The following is a 19,421-nucleotide window of genomic DNA, read 5'->3' on the forward strand; positions in this document are numbered from 1 at the left end:
TTTTTCTGTCGCGCCGCGTCGCAGCATAGGTTAAAGAAGCCGCAAAGCGCCCCCTGTTTCTGTTGCGGTTCGCACGCGCCATATTCCTCGCTAGTGGATTGCGCGCCGCCCGAAGGATTTGACGGTCGACGATGACGATTTCCAACACCCGCCCCATCACCCCGGACCTCATCGCATCGCACGGGCTGAAGCCTGACGAATACGAGCGCATCCTTGGCCTGATCGGGCGCGAGCCCACCTTTACCGAGCTCGGCATCTTCTCGGCCATGTGGAACGAGCACTGCTCCTACAAGTCCTCCAAGAAGTGGCTGCGCACGCTGCCGACCAAGGGGCCGCGCGTCATTCAGGGCCCGGGTGAAAACGCCGGCGTCGTTGACATCGACGATGGCGACTGCGTCGTCTTCAAGATGGAGAGCCACAACCACCCGTCCTATATCGAGCCCTACCAGGGGGCGGCGACCGGCGTCGGCGGCATCCTGCGCGACGTCTTCACCATGGGCGCCCGTCCCGTCGCGGCGATGAACGCGCTGCGCTTCGGTTCGCCTGATCATCCGAAGACCCGCCACCTCGTTTCCGGCGTCGTTGCCGGCGTCGGCGGCTATGGCAACTCCTTCGGTGTTCCGACCGTCGGCGGCGAAGTCGAGTTCGACGCCCGCTACAACGGCAACATTCTGGTCAACGCCTTTGCTGCCGGCCTCGCCAAGAGCGACGCCATCTTCTACTCCAAGGCAGAAGGTGTGGGCCTCCCGGTCGTCTATCTCGGTGCCAAGACCGGCCGTGACGGCGTCGGTGGCGCCACCATGGCGTCCGCCGAATTCGACGAGTCGATCGAAGAGAAGCGCCCGACCGTTCAGGTCGGCGACCCCTTCACCGAAAAGTGCCTGCTCGAAGCCTGCCTCGAGCTGATGACGACGGGCGCCGTCATCGCCATCCAGGACATGGGTGCAGCCGGCCTCACCTGCTCTGCCGTCGAAATGGGCGCCAAGGGCGACCTCGGCATCGAGCTCGACCTCGACACCGTTCCGGTGCGCGAAGAGCGCATGACCGCTTACGAAATGATGCTGTCGGAGAGCCAGGAGCGCATGCTCATGGTTCTTGAACCGGCAAAGGAAGAAGTCGCCAAGGCGATCTTCGTCAAGTGGGGCCTCGATTTTGCGATCGTCGGCAAGACCACTGACGACCTGCGCTTCCGCATCCTGCACCAGGGCGAAGAAGTCGCGAACCTGCCGATCAAGGAACTGGGCGACGAAGCCCCGGAATATGATCGTCCCTGGACCCCCGCAAAGTCCGCTGCGCCGCTCGCATCCAACGATATCCCGCAGGCCGATGTCGCAGACGCGCTCGTCAAGCTCGTCGGCTCGGCCAACAACTCGTCGCGCCGTTGGGTCTACGAACAGTATGACACGCTGATCCAGGGCAACTCGCTGCAACTGCCGGGCGGCGACGCCGGCGTCGTGCGCGTCGAAGGCCACGCCTCCAAGGCGCTCGCTTTCTCGTCCGACGTGACGCCGCGCTATGTCGAAGCCGACCCTTACGAAGGCGGCAAGCAGGCGGTCGCCGAATGCTGGCGCAACCTGACGGCAACCGGATCGCTGCCGCTGGCAGCCACCGACAACCTCAACTTCGGCAACCCGGAACGCCCTGAGATCATGAGCCAGCTGGTTCATGCCATCAAGGGTATCGGCGAGGCCTGCACCGCGCTCGACTTCCCGATCGTGTCCGGCAACGTCTCGCTCTACAACGAGACCAACGGCCAGGCGATCCTGCCGACCCCGACGATCGGCGGCGTTGGCCTGATCAAGGACTGGTCGAAGATGGCGCGCATCCGCTTTGCCGCTGAAGGCGAAACGATCCTCGTCGCCGGCGCCCCTGCCGGTCTCGGCTCGCACATCGCTCAGTCTGTCTACATGCGCGACGTTCACGGCCGCACCGACGGCCCGGCACCGCATGTCGACCTCGCGCACGAGCGCAAGGTTGGCGACTTCGTCCGCGGCCTGATCGTCGACGGTCTTGTCACCGCCGTGCACGATTGCTCGTCGGGCGGCCTGGCGCTTGCCGTTGCCGAAATGGCGATGGCTTCGGGCATCGGCGCCTCGGTCGACGCCGTGGCCGGCCATGATCCGATCGCCACCTTCTACGGCGAAGACCAGGGTCGCTACGTCGTGACGGTTGCCGCCGGTGCGCTCGATGCGGTTGCCGCCCGTGCGAAGGCTGCCGGCGTCTCGCTCCCCGTCATCGGCAAGACCGGCGGCGACGCCGTCAAGCTTGGCGATGCCAAGGCCGTGTCGGTCGCGGATCTCCGCGCCGCCCATGAAGGCTGGTTCCCGGACTTCATGCAGGGCGACGTCGCGCCTGAAAACTAAGAGATCGAGGACGGGAGCTGCGGTTTCTGCGGCTCCCATATCTCTTTTGCGGTGCCTGCTTGCAGGCGCTGCCGGGAGCGACCATTTGATCGTGTTCACGCTGGCAACAGCCCTGCCTCACCCAATTCAGCAATTGCGTTCCGCCCCTGAATCGTGGTTCCCTTGTTTCATGGACAACGTCGGCAGGTTGCTGACGTTGCAGAATAAAAAGGGAGTTGGCGTATCATGCCCATGACACCAGGCGACATCGAAGACATGATCAAGGCAGGGATTCCCGGAGCCAAGGTCACGATCCGCGATCTGGCCGGTGACGGCGACCACTATGCCGCCGAAGTCGTGGCGGAGGCGTTTCGTGGCAAGAGCCGCGTGCAGCAGCACCAGATGGTCTACAATGCACTGAAGGGCAATATGGGCGGCGTGCTGCATGCCCTTGCACTTCAGACGAGCGCGCCGGAGTAAGCTGGCGTGGCTGACCTGATCAAGGAACTCGTCAGCGGCGTCGTTGACAGTGCGCTGAAGGAAATCCTCAAGAAGACCGGCGTCAAGCGAACCACCACCAAGCGGACCAAGCGCCGGACACGGCCGACCTCTTCCGGTGGCGGCGGTCTTCTTGGCGACATTCTAGAGGCGGCCCTCCGCAAGCCGGCAAAGAAGCAGGTCAGTCGGCGGAAAACGTCGGCGGCGCGCAGCAAGACGCGGCGCCGCACGGCCTGAGTGGTATTAAAACCACATCTTGAGGACCATCAATATTTGTTGCGATTGGGTGGTGAAAATCACCAATATGCATGCTATCTAAGACCCAATCGATATCCGGCCCTTGAAGCCGGCGCAGGAAGGATGACAGGATGAGCGGAATTCACGAATTCATCGACAACGAAGTCAAGACGAACGATGTGGTGCTCTTCATGAAGGGTACGCCGCAGTTCCCGCAGTGTGGCTTCTCCGGTCAGGTGGTCCAGATTCTCGACTACATCGGCGTCGACTACAAGGGCATCAACGTGCTCGCCGACGCGGACCTGCGCCAGGGCATCAAGGACTATTCCAGCTGGCCGACGATCCCGCAGCTCTACGTCAAGGGCGAATTCGTCGGCGGTTGCGACATCGTGCGCGAGATGTTCCAGGCCGGCGAACTTCAGTCCCACCTTTCCGAGCAGGGTATCGCCGTCAAGGGCGCTGCCGCCTGATCTAAGGACGCCTTGTCCCGATCCATCGGAGAAGGCGGGTAACCGCCTTTTTTGATTCGGACCTCGCTGTCCGGATTTCGATTTTCGTTGTTTTCCCAAAGGCTTTGCGCGCTTGGTTCGCGCGATGACCGTTTGAATGTTTGTGAAAGCGGGCTTCCTTCCTGTAACGTTTCCGGCGTTCTGAAGCGAGGCCTGGGCCGAGTTTCGGCCTGTCATGAAGCAGTCGCGATCGTTCGGCATAAGCAGCAACGGTTCCCGCTCCGGCCTCCCGGCACGGAAAAGACCCCGTCGCTGCCGATCGATGCTCCCGCCGTTTCATGCAGGCCCGGTCCAATTGGTGCGGCTGCCCGGTCGCCCCCGCCTGACATCTCTGTGCCGACCGGCATTAAGCCAGCCGACATCCTTTTTTCCGGCACCTCCCGGACCCAGACCCGTTTCGCTTGGCGCTGACCGCGCCGCTAGGACTTTTGAAATGACAAGCACGACCAACGACGACGCCCTGCCCGGCCTCACGAAATTCCAGTTCATCGCGCTGATGGCCACCCTGATGGCGACGAACGCGATTTCGATCGACATCATGCTGCCGGGTCTTCAGGAAATCGGCGCGAGCCTCGGCGTGGCGTCGGAAAACGAGCGGCAATACATCATCACCGCCTACCTGCTCGGCATGGGCGTGGCGCAGCTGTTCTTCGGTCCGTTGTCCGACCGCTTCGGGCGCAAGCCGCCGCTTCTGGCCGGCCTTGCGCTTTATGCCGTCTGCGCGGTCGCAATCGCCGTCGTGCCGACCTTCGGCCTCATGCTCGCCCTGCGCTTCATACAGGGCGCCGGTGCGGCCGCGACGCGCGTCATCACCATCTCGATCGTCCGTGACGTCTATGGCGGCCGGCAGATGGCCGAGGTGATGTCGCTGGTCATGATGGTGTTCATGATCGTCCCGGTGATCGCCCCGTCGATCGGCCAGCTCATCATCAGCTTTGCCGAATGGCACATGATCTTCGTCATCGTCGCGCTTTATGCGGTGATGAACATTGCGATCGTGCTGACGAAGCTCGGCGAAACACTTGATCCGGCGCACCGCCGCGCCTTCACGCCGTCGGTGATCCTCAGCGGTTTCCGCATCGTGCTGACCAACCGGCTGTCGCTGCTCTACACGCTCGCCACCTCGGTCATCCTTGGCGCGCTGTTCGGCTTCATCAACTCGGCGCAGCAGGTGCTCGTCGGCGTCTACGATCTGGGCGTGTGGTTTCCGCTTGTCTTTGCGGCTTTCGCGAGTATGATGGCGGTCGCTTCCTTTACCAACTCCCGCCTCGTCCGCCGCTTCGGCATGCGGCCGTTGTCCCATGCGGCACTCTGCGGCTTTACGCTCGCTAGCTTCATCTGGATGTCGGCCTCCCTCTATGCGCCGCTGCCCTTCCCGGTCTTCGTGGTCCTCTATTGCGCCACGATGTTCCAGTTCGGGCTGATCGCGCCAAACTTCAACGCCATGGCCATGGAGCCGCTCGGCCACGTCGCCGGCACGGCGTCCTCGGTCCTCGGCTTCATGCAGACGATCGGCGGGAGCGTGATCGGAGCCTTCATCGGCCAGTCCTTCGACGGAACGGCCACTCCGCTTGCCACCGGTTACTTCACTGTCGCTGCGATCGGCCTCGTTTTCGTGCTGATTGCCGAACGCGGCAAGCTGTTCAAACCGCACCATCAGCCGGCCGGCTGATCTCTACCGCGCCACGCGTCTCTGGAGACGCGTAAAGGTCGCTGTAGCGCTCCAAACCGCTGGCCAGCTTTTTCCAAAGATTGAATTTACGGGTTATCCCAATGTCCACCATCACCAATCAATCCGAACATGTCGACGGGGTCTCGGGGGCCGAGCGCCTGAACATGGGCATCGTCGAATTCATCATCACCATCGCCGTCATGACGGCGAGCGTCGCCATCGCCATCGACAGCATGTTGCCGGCGCTGCCGGCGATCGGCCAGTCGCTGAACGTCGCCAACACCAACGACAGCCAGCTGGTCATCGGCGTCTTCTTCCTCGGCTTCGGCATCTCGCAAATCTTCTTCGGCAGCCTGTCCGACGCCTTCGGCCGTCGCCGCGTGCTGCTCGGCGGGCTCGCCTTCTTCACCGTGTCGATGTTTGCCGCCGCCCTCACCCAGAGCTTCGAGACGCTGCTGATCCTGCGCTTCATCCAGGGCATCGGGGCTGCGGCGATCCGCATCACCACCATGGCGATCGTGCGTGACTGCTTCGGCGGCCGCGAAATGGCGCGCGTCATGTCCTATGTGATGATCGTCTTCATGATCGTGCCGATCGTCGCACCTTCGATCGGCCAACTCGTGATCCTCTATGCCAATTGGCACTGGATCTTCATCCTGATCGGCATCATCGGCGCGGTCCTCTTCGTCTGGGCCTTTTCCCGCATGAAGGAGTCCCTGCCGCAAGAGGAGCGCATGCCGCTCTCCGTCGGCGCGGTGGCGTCGGGTTTCAAGACCGTGCTCACCAACCGCATCACCTGCGGCTACATGATCGGCATGACGATGTTCACCGCCGTCATCTGCGCCTATATCGTTACCGTCCAGCAGATCTTCGGCGAGGTCTACGGCCTCGGCGAGTGGCTGCCGATCGCCTTTGCCGGCACGGCCGGCGGCATCGCGGTTGCGAACTTCGCCAACGGCTTCTTCGTCCGGAGCTTCGGCATGCGCCGCATCTCGCACGTCTCGATGATCCTGTTCACGTTGATTTCGGTCGCAGGCTTCGTGATGTCGCTCTCCGGCACGCCGGCCTTCGTCGTCAGCTACCTGATGTTCTCGGTGCTCTTGATGTTCTTCGCGGTGATCGCAACGAACTTCACCGCGATCAGCTTGGAGCCGATGGGGCACCTGGCCGGTACCGCAACGGCGATCACCGGCTTCGTTTCGACGACCGGTGGCGCACTCATCGGCGGCGCTGTCGGCCAGCTCTTCAATGGCACGTTGCAGCCGCTGTTCGGTGGTTTCGCGCTCTTCGGCGCGGTGACGATCCTTGCAACGCTCTGGGCTGAAAAGGGCAAGCTCTTCACCCATCCCGGCGACAAGGACGTCTCCATGGATCACGGCGGCGGCCATATGTAACGGCCGCCATAAGGGAAACAAAAAGCCCGCCCGGATCGCTCCGGGCGGGCTTTCGCATTTTCGGGCCGCTTCGAACGGCTCAGACCGTGAAGACCTCGCGGCGCAGCGTCTCCCAGCTTTCCTTGTCGGTCGCCAGCAGCAGGCCGCCATTGAGATGGGACGGCAGGTAGGGCGAGCCGTCGAAGCGGGCGGCATAGGCGCCGGCTTCCTGCGAAATCAACGTGCCGGCCAGGTGGTCCCAGGGCATCAGCTTCTGGTACATCAGGAAGTGGATGTGGCCGCCGGCAAGCATGCGATATTCATGCGCGGCGCAGCGGTAGCTGGTGGCGATGCGCACCTTGGCCATGTTGGCCATGACTTCGCGGCGCGCTTCCTGCTGGTAGAAACCGGTCGAAGCGCCGCCGACCATGGCCTCGAGCGGCACGCCGGCGGTCACCGACAGGCGCTCCTGCGATCCGTTGGCGCGGCACATCCAGGCGCCGGAGCCCTTCTCGGCGATCACCCAATCGTTGCCGAGCGGATCGTAGATGATGCCGGCAACCGTTTCGCCCTTGGCGACGACGCTTGCCATGACGCCGAAGAGCGGCACGCCGGCAGCGAAATTGAAGGTGCCGTCGATCGGGTCGACGACGACGGCGAGGTCGGCATCGGCGAGCTTTTCGAGCAGCGCCGGGTCGGCGGCAACCGATTCTTCACCGACGAACAGTGCGCCTGGCGCGACGTCCTCGATGCGCGCCTTGATCAGCCGTTCGGCCGCTTCGTCGCCTTCGGTCACGAGGTCGATGGCTTCCGATTTCACCCTGACGTCGCCGGCTTCAAGATTGCGGAACCGCGGCAGGATCTCTTTGACCGCCGCTTCCTGCAGGAGGTTGGCAAGGCCGGCAATGTCGACGGGATGGCTCATTCTTTGGGCTCCGGTGTGAGGGACTGGAAATCGAACAGCTTGGGATCGAGCAGGTGCGAGGGGTTCACGTGGCCGAGCGCACGCAGCATCGTGTCCTTGCGGCCCGGCATGCGCCGCTCGATATCGGCAAGCATCGCCTTCATCGCATTGCGCTCCAGGCCGTCCTGCGAGCCGCAGAGGTCACAGGGGATGATCGGAAACTCCATGGCCGCGGCGAACTTGGCGAGATCGTCCTCGGCCGCATAGGCGAGCGGCCGAAGCAGCATCAGGTCGCCTTCGTCGTTCAAGAGCTTTGCCGGCATCGAGGCCAGCCGGCCGCCATGGAAGAAGTTCATGAAGAAGGTTTCGAGGATATCCTCGCGGTGGTGGCCGAGCACCAGCGCGTCGCAGCCCTCTTCGCGCGCGATGCGATAGAGGTTGCCGCGCCGCAGCCGCGAACAGAGCGAACAGTAGGTCGCCCCCGTCGGAACCTTTTCCTTCACGATCGAATAGGTGTCGCGATACTCGATGCGATGCTTGACGCCGATCGATGCCAGGTATTCCGGCAGGATGTGCTTGGGGAAGTTCGGCTGCCCCTGGTCGAGGTTGCAGGCAATGAGCTCCACCGGCAGCAGCCCGCGCCATTGCAGGTCCATGAGCAGCGCCAGCAGGCTATAGCTGTCCTTGCCGCCGGAAAGGCCGATCAGCCAGCGCTTCGATCCCTTCAGCATGCCGAAGTCGTCGAGGGCCTGGCGGGTCTGTCGAAGCAGACGCTTGCGCAGCTTGTTGAACGAGACGGAGGACGGCATGCGGCTGAACAGCGGATGCGCGCCAGCGTCGATAGCGGCGTCATCGAACGCGGCTTCAACCGGATCTTGGGGCTGGCTCAATGAAAGGTCCATGGCGGGGATCCTGTGCGGCAGGCGGGCGCAACCGGCGCCCGGCTCATCTTGGGCAGCACTTGCCCGCTCCGGCCGTCAAGATCAAGGGAAATCGGCCTGAAGGCGTAGATCGCCCGCGTCGGAGCGGTTCAAGGGCCGAAGACCGACCAGCCGGTGCGCGCCGCCAGCATTTCGAGCGCCAGAGATCCGAGCAGCGAATTGCCGTTTTCGTTGAGGCCCGGCGACCAGACGGCGACCGACGCCTTGCCGGGCGCCACCGCCAGAATGCCGCCGCCGACGCCGCTCTTTCCCGGCAAGCCGACACGATAGGCGAAGTCGCCCGAACCGTCATAGTGGCCGCAGGTCAGCATCAGCGCGTTGATGCGCCGCGCCCGCTGGCGCGAAACGACGTTGTGACCGCTCAGCGGGTTGCTGCCGCCGGCGGCCAGAAACAGCCCGGCCTTGGCGAGCTGGCTGCAGGTCATCGAAAGCGCGCAATGGTGGAAATAGACGCCGAGCACGTGGTCGACGGGATGGTCGAGCTTGCCGAAGGAGCGCATGAAATTGGCAAGCGCAAAGTTTCGGTAGCCGGTGGCCGTCTCCGAGCGCGCGACCTCATGGTCGATAACGATCTGGTCGTCGTCGGCGAGGTAGCGGACGAACTGCACGATTTCGCCGATCAGCTCCCGCGGCGTGTGGCCGGCAAGGATCAGGTCGCTGATGGTGATCGCGCCGGCATTGATGAAAGGGTTGCGCGGCTTGCCGCCCTCTTGCTCGAGCTGGACGATCGAGTTGAAGGCCGAGCCCGACGGCTCGCGGCCGACACGGTGCCAGATGTTCTCGCCGTGCTTGCCGAGCGCCAGCGTCAGCGTGAAGACCTTGGAAACGCTCTGGATCGAGAACGGTACCTCGGCATCGCCGACGCGGTAGATCTGGCCGCCTGTGGTCACGATCGCCATGCCGAAATGCTTGGCATCGACGCGCGCGAGCTGCGGAATATAGTCGGCGACTTTGCCCTGGCCGAACCGCGGGCTCAGCTCCCGATGAATGTCGTCGATGATCGCCTGCAGATCCTGCGGCTTTTGCTCTTCGGGCACAGGGCTTCCCTCTTGGTCATCGCCTTCGGATCGAGGCGACGATAAGGCGCTTGTTCGCTGGGGTCCGCGGTTGCGCGGATGCTGATCGGCACTGACAAAAAAGCCGCCCGTTTCCGGGCGGCTTTCGAAACGTCACAAGGCGTGAGCCTCGGATTAACGCGAGTAGAATTCGACGACCAGGTGCGGTTCCATGACGACGGCGTAAGGCACGTCGGAGAGAACCGGAACGCGGACGAAGGTCGCGACCATCTTGTTGTGATCGGCTTCGATGTAGTCCGGAACGTCGCGTTCAGCGAGCGAAACCGATTCGAGAACGGTTACGAGCTGCTTCGACTTTTCCTTGACTTCGATGACGTCGCCCGGCTTGCAACGGTAGGAACCGATGTTGACGCGGACGCCGTTGACCTTGACGTGGCCGTGGTTGACGAACTGACGGGCAGCAAAGACCGTCGGAACGAACTTGGCGCGGTAGACGATCGCGTCGAGGCGCGATTCGAGCAGGCCGATCAGGTTTTCCGGGGTGTCACCCTTGCGGCGGTCAGCTTCAGCGAAGATCGCGCGGAACTGCTTCTCGCGGATGTCGCCGTAGTAGCCCTTGAGCTTCTGCTTGGCGCGCAGCTGTACACCGAAGTCCGAAAGCTTGGACTTGCGGCGCTGGCCGTGCTGGCCCGGGCCGTATTCGCGACGGTTTACCGGGGACTTCGGACGGCCCCAGATGTTTTCGCCCATACGGCGGTCAATTTTGTACTTGGACGATTCGCGCTTGCTCATCGCATTTCCTTTCAAACGGTTACACCGGCCTGTTTCCAAACCGGATCAAGGAAACACGCCCTCCTCTGAACCCATTTTCGGGGTTCTGACAGGTTTCTCACGATCAAGCTGACGGAGAAGCCACGGGACATGTCAAATGAAACACCGGACATTTCTGCCCGGCGTTGGGGCGGCTTTAGTGGGTCCGGCCCCTATTGTCAAACGAAATCGTGACAAACAGCCGTTGATCACGCCGGATCACCCGACGGCGCTTGCTCCAACGAAATCAGCAGCTTCCTGAGGAGCGCCGAGAGCGCTACGCGGTCTTCCTTGCTCAGCGCGTCGAGGTAGCGCGCTTCGCTCGCCATGTCGGCACGAAAGGCGTTTTCCGCAAGCGCTATTCCCTTTTCCGTCAGTCCGACGACGCTGCTGCGGCCATCGGACGCCGAGCGTTCCCTCAGGATCAATCCCCCTTTCTGCAGCCGGTCGAGCCGATGCGTCAGTCCGCCCGACGAAATCATCAGCAGCGTATAGAGATCCGTCGGCGTCAGCCGGTAAGGCGGGCCGGATCGCCGAAGCGTCGAGATCACGTCGAACTCGCCGCGGTCGATGCCGAAGGATGCGAAGGTCTCTTCGATCGAGGGGCGCACCAGATTGGAAAGCCGGTAGGCGCGACCGAGGATGGTCATCGGCTCCGTGTCGAGGTCCGGCAGTTCGCGGTCCCATTGCGCCCGCAACCGGTCGACGTGATCGCTCTCGGTCTTTTCGTTTTGCATCGCTTGCTCCAGGTCTTCGAAACTATCTTGACGAGAAGATAGTTTCGAATAATATCTTCTCGAGAAGATAGTTCATTGCAACCGACAAGCCAACCCGATGAAGGCCAGCATGTTTCATGTCATTCCGCGCTCAGAGCAAAAACCGAGCCCCAAGCGGACCATCCTGTTTGAAGGTGGGCAATATGGCACGCCGATTTCGCTCTTCCTGATGGATGCTGAGCCAGGCCAAGGGCCGGCGCTGCATGTGCATCCCTATCCCGAGACCTGGCTCATTCATTCCGGCGAGGCAGAGTTCACGGTTGGAGATGAGACGCTGATCGGTAAGACCGGTGACATCATCGTTGTCGAGGCCGGCACGCCCCACCGTTTCGTCAACAATGGTACGGCGCGGCTCGAGATGACCTGCATCCACGCGTCCGACCGGGTCATACAAGAATTTATCTGAGCCATGCCGACACGGTCGGCATCTCTCGCCTTGAGTTCCCGCGAGAAACGAAGGCTTGATCTGTAACCGGACTCACTCCGCCGCAGCGGCGGCCGCGCCGGTAACATCCGGCCCGTTGGCGTCGCCTGGAGCGGTCTCGCTGCCGAGGTCCGGGAAGGCAACGATGCGCTTTCCGGCGAAATCCGCATGGATGACGATCAGCCCATGCTCCTCGAAGTAGCCGAGCAGACGGCGGGCCCGCCTCGCGGAATGGGTGCCGTAGGCACGCGCGATCATCGCGTCGGAGGGACACGGCAGGCCACGGACGGCCGCCTGCGCCATCATCAGGAACACGGCCTGCAGATCTTCGGTGACGCGATCGGCAAGCTGCAGGGCCTGGGCCCAGGTCTCGCTCGCAGCAGTCTCCGGATCGACGCCTGAGCGCGCGACCGCCATCTTGCGGCGGAACGCGCCAAGTGACAGGGCCGTACCGGACGGCATGCGGCGAATGCGGCAGCGCACCAGGAAGTCCTGAAACAGTTCCGCGTCCGGCCGGAAGGCTGCCTCCGGATTGGCGAGGATTTCCGCAAAGACGCTGTCGAGCAAGGTCTCTTTCTCGTCAGCGGTCATCTCCGGCTGCGTCGGCCTTGCCTCGATCGGCGCGACCGGCTCGGGCCGTGGGCGCGAAAGCTCGGCCAGTATGTCGGTCGTCGGGCGCGGCGGCGCAACGGCGCGGCGCATGATCGGCCGGGTCAACTCGTCCGGATCCGGCGTGAAGATGAGGTCCTCGACGTCCTGCGGCGCCTCCGGCAGCGGCATCAGCTTCGGGCTCGTCGACCGGGCCGAGGTCTCCACCGTGCCGATCGTTACCTTGAGCGGGCGGCGCGACAGGGCCGGACCGAGTGCGACGAACGAACCGCGCTTCAGGTCCCGGAACATTTCCGCCGTGCGCCGGTCCATGCCAAGCAGATCAGCCGCGCGCAGCATGTCGATGTCGAGGAAGGTGCGGCCCATCAGGAAGTTCGAGGCTTCCGCCGCGACGTTCTTGGCGAGCTTCGCCAGGCGCTGCGTCGCGATGACACCGGCAAGCCCGCGCTTACGGCCGCGGCACATGAGGTTGGTCATGGCGCCGAGCGAAATCTTGCGCACCTCTTCGGTGACGTCGCCTGCAACCGACGGCGCAAACATCTGCGCCTCGTCGACGACGACCAGCACCGGATACCAGAACTCGCGATCCGCATCGAACATGGCGTTCAGGAACACGCCGGCATTGCGCATCTGCTGCTCGATATCGAGCCCTTCGAGCGAGAGCACGCAGGAAACCCGATGCTGGCGAATGCGGTTGGCAATGCCGATCAGTTCGGCATCGGTGCGCTCACCCTCGACGACCACATGGCCGAACTTGTCCGCAAGCGTGACGAAATCGCCCTCGGGGTCGATGATGCACTGCTGCACCCAGGGTGCGGATTGCTCCAGCAGGCGGCGCAGGAGATGCGACTTGCCCGAACCCGAATTGCCCTGCACCAAGAGACGGGTGGCCAGAAGCTCCTCGATATCGAGCGAGGCCGATGTCCCTTCGGACGTCGCTCCCATGTCGATGCCGACCTTCATGTCCACCTCTCGCGCGAGAGCGTTCCGCTTGTCGAACCGCTCAATGTGTTGGTTTCATGCAATTCCGCGCGCAGACGGCGGCGCATATTTCCGGAATGCTTTAGATGATTCGCGATCATGCGGAGACCGCCAATCGGGCGACACCTAACACGGATTTCCCGGAAAGCCTGCCATCGCCGAAGAAAACCCACAGGGAATACGCGCCGCAACAGCGACGAACGCTTAAGCCGCACGCAGCCTGTCGCAAGATAAAGTTGAGATTTTTCGGCCTGCGGACTTTTGCGAGCAATCGCGCGCCCCCATATCGATCGAACACATCCGGCTTTCGCGGGAGCAGCGATGACGCAGAACGAGACGAAACGCCACTTCGAGATGAACCACCTCGATCAGCGGATACGTGACGCCTATAAAGACGGCCAACCCGTCATATCAAAGGCTCAGGCGGCCTCCGCCCGACACAAGACCTTCCTGATTGCCTGCGCGCTGGTCTCCTTGATCGCCATACTGCTGGCGATCCTCACGAGCTGATCGCGTCAGCCTTCTCTGCCCGTTCGCCGGCGATGGTGTTTGCCGCGACCGTCAAGCCAAACCCCTGCATCAGTCGACGTGTCGCAAAATCCGGCTTTCCCGACGTGAAAATCGCCGGGTCCTGGCCGTTCAGCGGCTCAAAACCGTTCGGCAGCGGCACCAGCGAGCGCGCCCGCCGGGCGATCGCTTCGGCCGGATCCAGCCAGTCGACCGGCCAGGGCGCGAGCCTGCGAAAGACATTGGCCATGAAGGGATAGTGCGTGCAGGCAAGCACGACGATATCGGTCTTCCGGCCGTCCATCTCGACAAAGCACGGCGCGATCTCGGCCAGAACCTCCGCATCGTCAAGCTTTTCGCCGCGGATATAGGCCTCGGCCATCTTGGCAAGGTTCTCCGAGCCGACAAGGCGCACGTGACACTGCGTGGCGAAGGACTGGATGAGATCACGGGTATAGGCGCGCTTGACCGTGCCGGGCGTCGCCAACACGGAAACCAGCCCGGAGCGCGTGCGCTCGGCCGCCGGCTTGATCGCCGGCACCGTGCCGACGAAGGTCATCTGAGGGAAGGCCGCGCGAAGATCGGCGCCGACAAGCGTGAAGGCGGTGTTGCAGGCGATGACGCAGATTTCCGGATCATGCTCGGAAAGCAGCTGGCCGAAGAGCGCGATCACCCGCTCTTTCAGCGCCGCCTCTTCCCAGCCGCCATAGGGAAAGCCGGCGTCATCGGCGACATAGATGAAGTGCCGCTCGGGCATCAGCACCCTCGCCTCGCGCAGCACGGTCAAGCCGCCGATGCCGCTGTCGAAGACGAGGATGGGTTTCAGTTCACTCGCTGTCACCTTTGTCTCGCGCTTTCCTGCTGTGTTCGCCCGGAGCGCCGGAGCCGCGCGGATTTTCCCGCGTGAACCGGTCGAGCGAAGAAATGACGCCGCGCAGCACCTGGATTTCGGATTCGGTAAAGGACGGCCTGGTCAGAACCGCGCGCAGGTTCTCGACCAATTTCGGCTTTTTGTCGGCCGAACGGAAATAGTTCCGCGCCTCAAGCGCTTCCTCCACGTGCTCGAACAGACCCTGCAGGTGTTCCTTGGTCGCCGGCCGCTGCTCGATCGCCTGGAACGAGGTCTGGTCCTCAGACTCCATGCCGGTCTTCAGCCACTCGTAGGACATCAGAAGCACGGCCTGGGCGAGATTGAGCGAGGCGAAGGCCGGGTTGACCGGAAAGGTCACGATCTCGTCGGCAAGCGCCACTTCCTCGTTGGTAAGGCCGGTGCGCTCACGCCCGAACAGGATGCCCGTCTTCTCACCGCCCTGGAAGCGCTGGCGTAGCGTGCGCGCCGCGACGATCGGCGAACGCACCGGCTTGTAGCCGTCGCGGTCGCGGGCGGTCGTCGCATAGACGAAGTTGAGATCGGCAATCGCCTCTTCGACCGAACCATAGAGCTTGGCGGCGTCGATCACGTGGTCGGCGCGGCTTGCGGCCGATCGTGCCTTTTCGCTCGGCCAGCCGTCGCGCGGATTGACGAGCCGAAGCTCCGCCAGGCCGAAATTGGCCATCGCGCGGGCGACCATGCCGATGTTTTCGCCGAGCTGCGGATAGGCGAGGATGATCGCCGGCCCTTCCGCAAGAAGTTCGCGCTCGCTGTTCGTACCTGCCATTTTCCGTGCCTTCGCCTTTCGTTCGGCGTTTCCCTTGCACAAATGCCGGCGAAATTAAAGTCCACTACAAATGAAGCCGGTTGAGAGACACCCCGATCATCTCCAGGCCAAGCTCGGCATCGTCCTTCGAAATCGGCAGATGGCGATCGACCGGCGCGCCGATCCGGCCGACCTGGTAGAAATAGGCGGACGCCTTGTCGCGCACCGTCTGGACGAGCGCGAGATTGGCGTCGATATCCGCCTTGAAATCGCTTCCTTCCAGCTCCGCATCCGTCCCGACACGCCGGGCGAAGACCCGGGCCCAATAGGTGCAAGCCATGAAGATCGCCAGCGCCTGACGCACGTGACCGGGACGCGTCACCAGCTGCCAGGGAAGCCCGAGCGGCTTTGCTGCCGCCGCCAGGTCACGATAGGCGCGGTCGAGCGCCTGCGACCGGGCGATGAGCACCAGCCCCGAGGCCCCGTCGCGCGCCGCCTGCAGCAGGCCCTTGAGCTCGTCGCACCAGGTTGCGACGGCGGCATCGAGCGTCGTGCGGGTGCGCGTCGGAAAGACGACGAAGGCGACCGCAGCACCGGCGATCGAACCGATCAGGGTTTCCTCCAGGCGCAGTTGCAGCAGATGCGGGCTCAGCACGCCCATCAGGCTGTAGACCAGCGACAGCACGACGGAGATGAAGAAGGTCATCGTCGCATAGGAAACGGCGAGGAAATAGAACGCCAGAAAGACGCAAAGGGCGCTGAGCGGCAGCACCAGATAGATATTGCCGGCGACCAGCGTGCCGACGACGATGCCGACCACGATGCCAAAGAGTGTCCCGGCCGAGCGCTGCAGCGCCTTGACCGCAGTGTCGCCGCGCGAGCGCGTGTTGGTGAAGACGAGAAACGCCGCAAGCACCGCCCAGAACCAGCGCTCGCGTGACAGCATCAGCCCGAAAACCATGGCGATACCCGAAGCGAGCGTGATCTGGATCGCCGCCTTCAAGGCGGGATCGTCCAGCGACGGCTTCCAGCGGGTGGAAACGCCACTCAAGTCCAGCGGCGGTTCTTCCAGATCGGCCGGCGTCAGCTTTGCAAGGCTGCGGGCGAGCCTTTGCCGGACGTTGCGCAGCCACAGCAGCGCCTTCACCGTTTCTTCGCGGCGCGGAGCCGCATCGCCGAGCCGCGCGATCTCCGCGTCGATCCGCCCGCCGTCGCGCGCCACCATCGCCTCCACCAGTGCCGGCGGCGGCATCGACTGAAAGCTGACAACCATCACGCTTTCGGCCGCAAGATGCAGGTCGAAGAGGTTGATGACGAGGTCGGAGGTCGTGAGGCCGGGCTGCGGTTCCGGGCGCCGGTTTTCCGTCGGAATGAAGCTCTCGGCCATTAGCACCGCTTCCTTCAGCCGCTCCTCGGCCGCATGCAACTGACGACGATCGGCCGGCGACAGGACGGGCTTGCGGGCGATCTCGGCCAGTTGCAGCAGCATCTGGTCGACGCGGCGCTGCACGCTTGCCGTGGCGCGCAGGAGGTCGCGATAGCGATCGTCCGGCAGCAGCCGCGTGCGGACGAGGTGCGCGACCGTGGCCGAAACGGCCGCCCCGAAGAACAGCGCCGGCAGCTGGTCGAGCGTTGGCCTCAGATAGGCACCGGTGAAATAGGACATGAAGGCGAACATGCCGACGGCAAAACCGCGCGGGCCGAAGGAGCGGCCATAGACCGCGAGGAAGATGATCAACAGGAAGACGACGTCGGAAACGTAGCGGTGATTCTCGAGCACCGACGCAAGCCCGACCATCGAAACGCCGACGAGGACGGCGATGATGCGGGTGAGCCGCTGGCCGGCGATGGTGCGATCGCGCACTGCCAGCCCCCCTTCGATGGACAGCGACGCCGCAAGCCCGAATGCGGCCGGCGGCAACGGTGCGACCAGGTAATGAAACGCCATCAGCAAAAGGATGGAAACGACGATCGTCGCGGTGATGCGCGAGGCCTGCCGCAGGCGGGAGAAGGCCGGATCATTGGCAAGAAGCCAATCGCGCATACGGGAACGAAGTGCCATCGGTCGCCTTTGCCTGTCCCGCGGCCGCCTGTCGAGGCGCGCCGCTCTCGCCGGTTCTTCCTGCATAGCGGCAGACGCGATCTTTGCAAGGCCGGCGTGACGAAAGCAGGCGTCGAAAAGCGGTGGCGAAGAGCCGTCCGAGGTCCGTCTCCACCCCCATCCAAAGTTTCAGCCAAGCATGCTTTGCCTTGTCGGTTCTGAGTGCTATAGGGCACAGGATTTTTCAGAGAGGAAGGGACATCGCTCCCGCTGTCCCGCATAAGCTACGAGGCATATTCATGGCAAAGATTAAGGTCGCCAATCCGGTCGTCGAACTCGACGGCGATGAGATGACCCGCATCATCTGGCAGTTCATCAAGGACAAGCTGATCCATCCCTACCTCGACGTCGATCTGGAATATTACGACCTCAGCGTCGAAAACCGCGATGCGACCGAAGACCAGGTAACGATCGACGCCGCCAACGCGATCAAGAAGCACGGCGTCGGCGTCAAGTGCGCCACGATCACGCCGGATGAAGCCCGTGTCGAGGAATTCAAGCTGAAGAAGATGTGGAAGTCGCCGAACGGCACGATCCGCAACATCCTCGGCGGCGTCATCTTCCGCGAGCCGATCATCTGCAAGAACGTTCCGCGCCTGGTTCCAGGCTGGACCAAGCCGATCATCGTCGGCCGTCACGCTTTCGGCGACCAGTACCGCGCCACCGACTTCAAGTTCCCGGGCAAGGGCAAGCTGACGATGAAGTTCGTCGGCGAAGACGGCAAGGAAATCGAATACGACGTGTTCGACGCACCGTCGGCCGGCGTTGCCATGGGCATGTACAACCTCGACGATTCGATCACCGAATTCGCGCGCGCGTCGTTCAACTACGGTATCCAGCGCAAGGTTCCGGTCTACCTGTCGACCAAGAACACGATCCTCAAGGTCTATGACGGCCGCTTCAAGGATATCTTCCAGCAGGTCTTCGACGCCGAATTCGCCGACAAGTTCAAGGAACTGAAGATCTGGTACGAACACCGCCTGATCGACGACATGGTCGCCTCGGCTCTGAAGTGGTCCGGCGGCTACGTCTGGGCGTGCAAGAACTACGACGGTGACGTTCAGTCCGACATCGTTGCCCAGGGCTTCGGCTCGCTCGGCCTGATGACCTCGGTTCTGATGACGCCGGACGGCAAGACGGTTGAAGCCGAAGCCGCCCACGGCACGGTGACCCGCCACTACCGCCAGCACCAGAAGGGCGAGGAAACCTCGACCAACTCGATCGCCTCGATCTTCGCCTGGACCCGTGGCCTTGCCCACCGCGCCAAGCTCGACGGCAATGCCGAACTCGCAAAGTTCTCCGAAACCCTCGAGAAGGTTTGCGTCGACACCGTCGAAGCCGGCTTCATGACCAAGGACCTGGCGCTCCTCATCGGTCCCGACCAGCCGTGGCTCTCGACCACCGGCTTCCTCGACAAGATCGACGAGAACCTGCAGAAGGCCATGGCTGCCTGATAGGCTCGACCGAGCTTGGAAAAGTGATCGCGCCGATTTCCCCGCGCAACGCCCTGACGATCGCTCGCATCGTCAGGGTCAATCACGCCGGGGAATTCGGCGCGATCCGCATTTATGGAGCCCAGATCGTGGTCGCCCGCAGGCTCTATCCGGATTGCGTGCCGATGCTCTCGGAAATGCTTGGTCACGAGATCGAGCACTGCGCGCTGTTTCGCGCGGCGATGCCTGCACGAAAATCTCGACCCTGCCGCATCATGCAGTTCTGGAGCCTGGGCGGGTGGTTGCTCGGGTTCGTGACCGCGCTCTTTGGGCGTCGCGGCATATGGGCCTGCACGGCCGCCGTGGAAGCCGCCGTGCATCACCATCTCGACGATCAACTGCATTTCCTCGCCGACAAGGATCCGGAGCTTCATGCCCTCCTCCTGTCGATCCGCGAGGAGGAGCTGGCGCATCTCAATCACGCGGAGGCGCAGCTTTCGAGCGAACACCGGCTCGCTGACGCCCTGCGCGCCGTCATCTCCCTTGCCACCACCGTCCTGATCTGGCTTTCGACCTGGGGCGATTCCACGCGCATGGCGGCAGCCCTGCGGAAGGCCTCGCCGCAGGCTGCTTCACTTTAGGTGCGATCGC

At 63.2% G+C, this 19,421-nt stretch carries 19 protein-coding genes; 10 read left to right on the forward strand and 9 right to left on the reverse strand.

What is annotated here, in order from left to right; all coding sequences use genetic code 11:
* The first annotated feature begins 131 nt into the window (after positions 1 to 131).
* The 6 genes from purL to IB267_RS02200 all read left to right on the forward strand — a co-directional run bounded on the left by purL (position 132) and on the right by IB267_RS02200 (position 6,652).
* Positions 132 to 2,363, forward strand: coding sequence for a phosphoribosylformylglycinamidine synthase subunit PurL (gene purL / locus IB267_RS02175; RefSeq protein ID WP_192446215.1), 2,232 nt, complete (start codon positions 132 to 134; stop codon positions 2,361 to 2,363).
* A gap of 225 nt (positions 2,364 to 2,588) precedes the next feature.
* Complete coding sequence (locus IB267_RS02180) at positions 2,589 to 2,822, forward strand: BolA family protein (protein ID WP_034794447.1); 234 nt, start codon at positions 2,589 to 2,591, stop codon at positions 2,820 to 2,822.
* A gap of 6 nt (positions 2,823 to 2,828) precedes the next feature.
* The gene (locus IB267_RS02185; RefSeq protein WP_192446216.1) at positions 2,829 to 3,077 is read left to right on the forward strand and encodes a hypothetical protein; all 249 of its coding nucleotides are present in this window, start codon (positions 2,829 to 2,831) and stop codon (positions 3,075 to 3,077) included.
* Between the two features lie 131 nt (positions 3,078 to 3,208).
* Positions 3,209 to 3,547, forward strand: a complete 339-nt coding sequence (gene grxD, locus IB267_RS02190; protein WP_043614534.1) for a Grx4 family monothiol glutaredoxin — start codon at positions 3,209 to 3,211, stop codon at positions 3,545 to 3,547.
* 472 nt (positions 3,548 to 4,019) lie between these two features.
* The gene (locus IB267_RS02195; RefSeq protein ID WP_192446217.1) at positions 4,020 to 5,258 is read left to right on the forward strand and encodes a multidrug effflux MFS transporter; all 1,239 of its coding nucleotides are present in this window, start codon (positions 4,020 to 4,022) and stop codon (positions 5,256 to 5,258) included.
* Positions 5,259 to 5,359: 101 nt separating this feature from the next.
* Entirely contained in the window at positions 5,360 to 6,652 is a 1,293-nt protein-coding gene (locus IB267_RS02200) for a multidrug effflux MFS transporter (RefSeq protein ID WP_192446218.1), read from the forward strand.
* A gap of 79 nt (positions 6,653 to 6,731) precedes the next feature.
* Here the strand turns inward: IB267_RS02200 and IB267_RS02205 are convergent, their stop codons facing one another.
* The 5 genes from IB267_RS02205 to IB267_RS02225 form a co-directional block, all read right to left on the reverse strand.
* Positions 6,732 to 7,556 carry an inositol monophosphatase family protein gene (locus IB267_RS02205; RefSeq protein WP_043614542.1) on the reverse strand — a complete coding sequence of 275 codons (825 nt, stop codon included), beginning with the start codon at positions 7,554 to 7,556 and terminating at the stop codon, positions 6,732 to 6,734.
* Positions 7,553 to 8,437: a tRNA 2-thiocytidine(32) synthetase TtcA gene (ttcA, locus tag IB267_RS02210; protein WP_192446219.1), complete on the reverse strand. Its 885-nt coding sequence runs from the start codon at positions 8,435 to 8,437 to the stop codon at positions 7,553 to 7,555. The genes IB267_RS02205 and ttcA overlap by 4 nt, the downstream gene beginning before the upstream one ends.
* Before the next feature lie 128 nt (positions 8,438 to 8,565).
* Complete coding sequence (locus tag IB267_RS02215; RefSeq protein ID WP_192446220.1) at positions 8,566 to 9,513, reverse strand: glutaminase; 948 nt, start codon at positions 9,511 to 9,513, stop codon at positions 8,566 to 8,568.
* A gap of 153 nt (positions 9,514 to 9,666) precedes the next feature.
* On the reverse strand, positions 9,667 to 10,284 hold the full coding sequence (gene rpsD / locus IB267_RS02220) for a 30S ribosomal protein S4 (protein WP_034794529.1): 618 nt from the start codon (positions 10,282 to 10,284) through the stop codon (positions 9,667 to 9,669).
* 227 nt (positions 10,285 to 10,511) lie between these two features.
* Positions 10,512 to 11,039 carry a MarR family winged helix-turn-helix transcriptional regulator gene (locus tag IB267_RS02225; protein WP_192446221.1) on the reverse strand — a complete coding sequence of 176 codons (528 nt, stop codon included), beginning with the start codon at positions 11,037 to 11,039 and terminating at the stop codon, positions 10,512 to 10,514.
* 109 nt (positions 11,040 to 11,148) lie between these two features.
* Here IB267_RS02225 and IB267_RS02230 point away from each other — a divergent pair, with 109 nt between their 5' ends.
* Positions 11,149 to 11,484 (forward strand): cupin domain-containing protein, encoded by a 336-nt coding sequence (locus tag IB267_RS02230; protein WP_192447155.1) that lies wholly within the window; start codon positions 11,149 to 11,151, stop codon positions 11,482 to 11,484.
* Between the two features lie 72 nt (positions 11,485 to 11,556).
* On the opposite strand, the gene IB267_RS02235 is transcribed toward IB267_RS02230, so the two are convergent.
* Positions 11,557 to 13,074 (reverse strand): ATP-binding protein, encoded by a 1,518-nt coding sequence (locus tag IB267_RS02235; protein WP_043614551.1) that lies wholly within the window; start codon positions 13,072 to 13,074, stop codon positions 11,557 to 11,559.
* A 339-nt stretch (positions 13,075 to 13,413) separates the two neighbouring features.
* Between IB267_RS02235 and IB267_RS02240 the strand changes: the two genes are divergently transcribed.
* A complete protein-coding gene (locus IB267_RS02240; RefSeq protein ID WP_192446222.1) occupies positions 13,414 to 13,602 on the forward strand; it encodes a hypothetical protein in 189 nt (62 codons plus the stop codon).
* Here the strand turns inward: IB267_RS02240 and murI are convergent.
* The 3 genes from murI to IB267_RS02255 all read right to left on the reverse strand — a co-directional run bounded on the left by murI (position 13,592) and on the right by IB267_RS02255 (position 17,298).
* Positions 13,592 to 14,440 (reverse strand): glutamate racemase, encoded by an 849-nt coding sequence (gene murI / locus IB267_RS02245; protein WP_192446223.1) that lies wholly within the window; start codon positions 14,438 to 14,440, stop codon positions 13,592 to 13,594. The two genes, IB267_RS02240 and murI, sit on opposite strands and share 11 nt — an antisense overlap.
* Positions 14,427 to 15,257 carry an RNA methyltransferase gene (locus IB267_RS02250; RefSeq protein WP_043614559.1) on the reverse strand — a complete coding sequence of 277 codons (831 nt, stop codon included), beginning with the start codon at positions 15,255 to 15,257 and terminating at the stop codon, positions 14,427 to 14,429. Before IB267_RS02250 ends, murI begins: the two co-directional genes overlap by 14 nt.
* Before the next feature lie 64 nt (positions 15,258 to 15,321).
* Positions 15,322 to 17,298 carry an FUSC family protein gene (locus IB267_RS02255; RefSeq protein ID WP_192446224.1) on the reverse strand — a complete coding sequence of 659 codons (1,977 nt, stop codon included), beginning with the start codon at positions 17,296 to 17,298 and terminating at the stop codon, positions 15,322 to 15,324.
* Between the two features lie 278 nt (positions 17,299 to 17,576).
* Here IB267_RS02255 and IB267_RS02260 point away from each other — a divergent pair, with 278 nt between their 5' ends.
* Both IB267_RS02260 and IB267_RS02265 read left to right on the forward strand, forming a co-directional pair.
* Complete coding sequence (locus tag IB267_RS02260; protein ID WP_043614565.1) at positions 17,577 to 18,791, forward strand: NADP-dependent isocitrate dehydrogenase; 1,215 nt, start codon at positions 17,577 to 17,579, stop codon at positions 18,789 to 18,791.
* A 23-nt stretch (positions 18,792 to 18,814) separates the two neighbouring features.
* Complete coding sequence (locus IB267_RS02265) at positions 18,815 to 19,411, forward strand: demethoxyubiquinone hydroxylase family protein (RefSeq protein ID WP_192446225.1); 597 nt, start codon at positions 18,815 to 18,817, stop codon at positions 19,409 to 19,411.
* The last annotated feature ends 10 nt before the right edge of the window (positions 19,412 to 19,421 follow it).

Source organism: Ensifer sp. ENS09, assembly GCF_014852425.1.
Lineage (GTDB): Bacteria > Pseudomonadota > Alphaproteobacteria > Rhizobiales > Rhizobiaceae > Ensifer.

What these genes read in the sequence shown, in the direction of transcription:
- purL (WP_192446215.1), top strand. Translation starts at nt 132, where the DNA reads ATGACGATTTCCAACACCCGCCCCATCACCCCGGACCTCATCGCATCG.
- IB267_RS02180 (WP_034794447.1), top strand. Translation starts at nt 2,589, where the DNA reads ATGCCCATGACACCAGGCGACATCGAAGACATGATCAAGGCAGGGATT.
- grxD (WP_043614534.1), top strand. Translation starts at nt 3,209, where the DNA reads ATGAGCGGAATTCACGAATTCATCGACAACGAAGTCAAGACGAACGAT.
- IB267_RS02195 (WP_192446217.1), top strand. Translation starts at nt 4,020, where the DNA reads ATGACAAGCACGACCAACGACGACGCCCTGCCCGGCCTCACGAAATTC.
- IB267_RS02200 (WP_192446218.1), top strand. Translation starts at nt 5,360, where the DNA reads ATGTCCACCATCACCAATCAATCCGAACATGTCGACGGGGTCTCGGGG.
- IB267_RS02205 (WP_043614542.1), bottom strand. Translation starts at nt 7,556, where the DNA reads ATGAGCCATCCCGTCGACATTGCCGGCCTTGCCAACCTCCTGCAGGAA.
- ttcA (WP_192446219.1), bottom strand. Translation starts at nt 8,437, where the DNA reads ATGGACCTTTCATTGAGCCAGCCCCAAGATCCGGTTGAAGCCGCGTTC.
- rpsD (WP_034794529.1), bottom strand. Translation starts at nt 10,284, where the DNA reads ATGAGCAAGCGCGAATCGTCCAAGTACAAAATTGACCGCCGTATGGGC.
- IB267_RS02225 (WP_192446221.1), bottom strand. Translation starts at nt 11,039, where the DNA reads ATGCAAAACGAAAAGACCGAGAGCGATCACGTCGACCGGTTGCGGGCG.
- IB267_RS02230 (WP_192447155.1), top strand. Translation starts at nt 11,149, where the DNA reads ATGTTTCATGTCATTCCGCGCTCAGAGCAAAAACCGAGCCCCAAGCGG.
- IB267_RS02235 (WP_043614551.1), bottom strand. Translation starts at nt 13,074, where the DNA reads ATGAAGGTCGGCATCGACATGGGAGCGACGTCCGAAGGGACATCGGCC.
- IB267_RS02240 (WP_192446222.1), top strand. Translation starts at nt 13,414, where the DNA reads ATGACGCAGAACGAGACGAAACGCCACTTCGAGATGAACCACCTCGAT.
- IB267_RS02250 (WP_043614559.1), bottom strand. Translation starts at nt 15,257, where the DNA reads ATGGCAGGTACGAACAGCGAGCGCGAACTTCTTGCGGAAGGGCCGGCG.
- IB267_RS02255 (WP_192446224.1), bottom strand. Translation starts at nt 17,298, where the DNA reads ATGGCACTTCGTTCCCGTATGCGCGATTGGCTTCTTGCCAATGATCCG.
- IB267_RS02260 (WP_043614565.1), top strand. Translation starts at nt 17,577, where the DNA reads ATGGCAAAGATTAAGGTCGCCAATCCGGTCGTCGAACTCGACGGCGAT.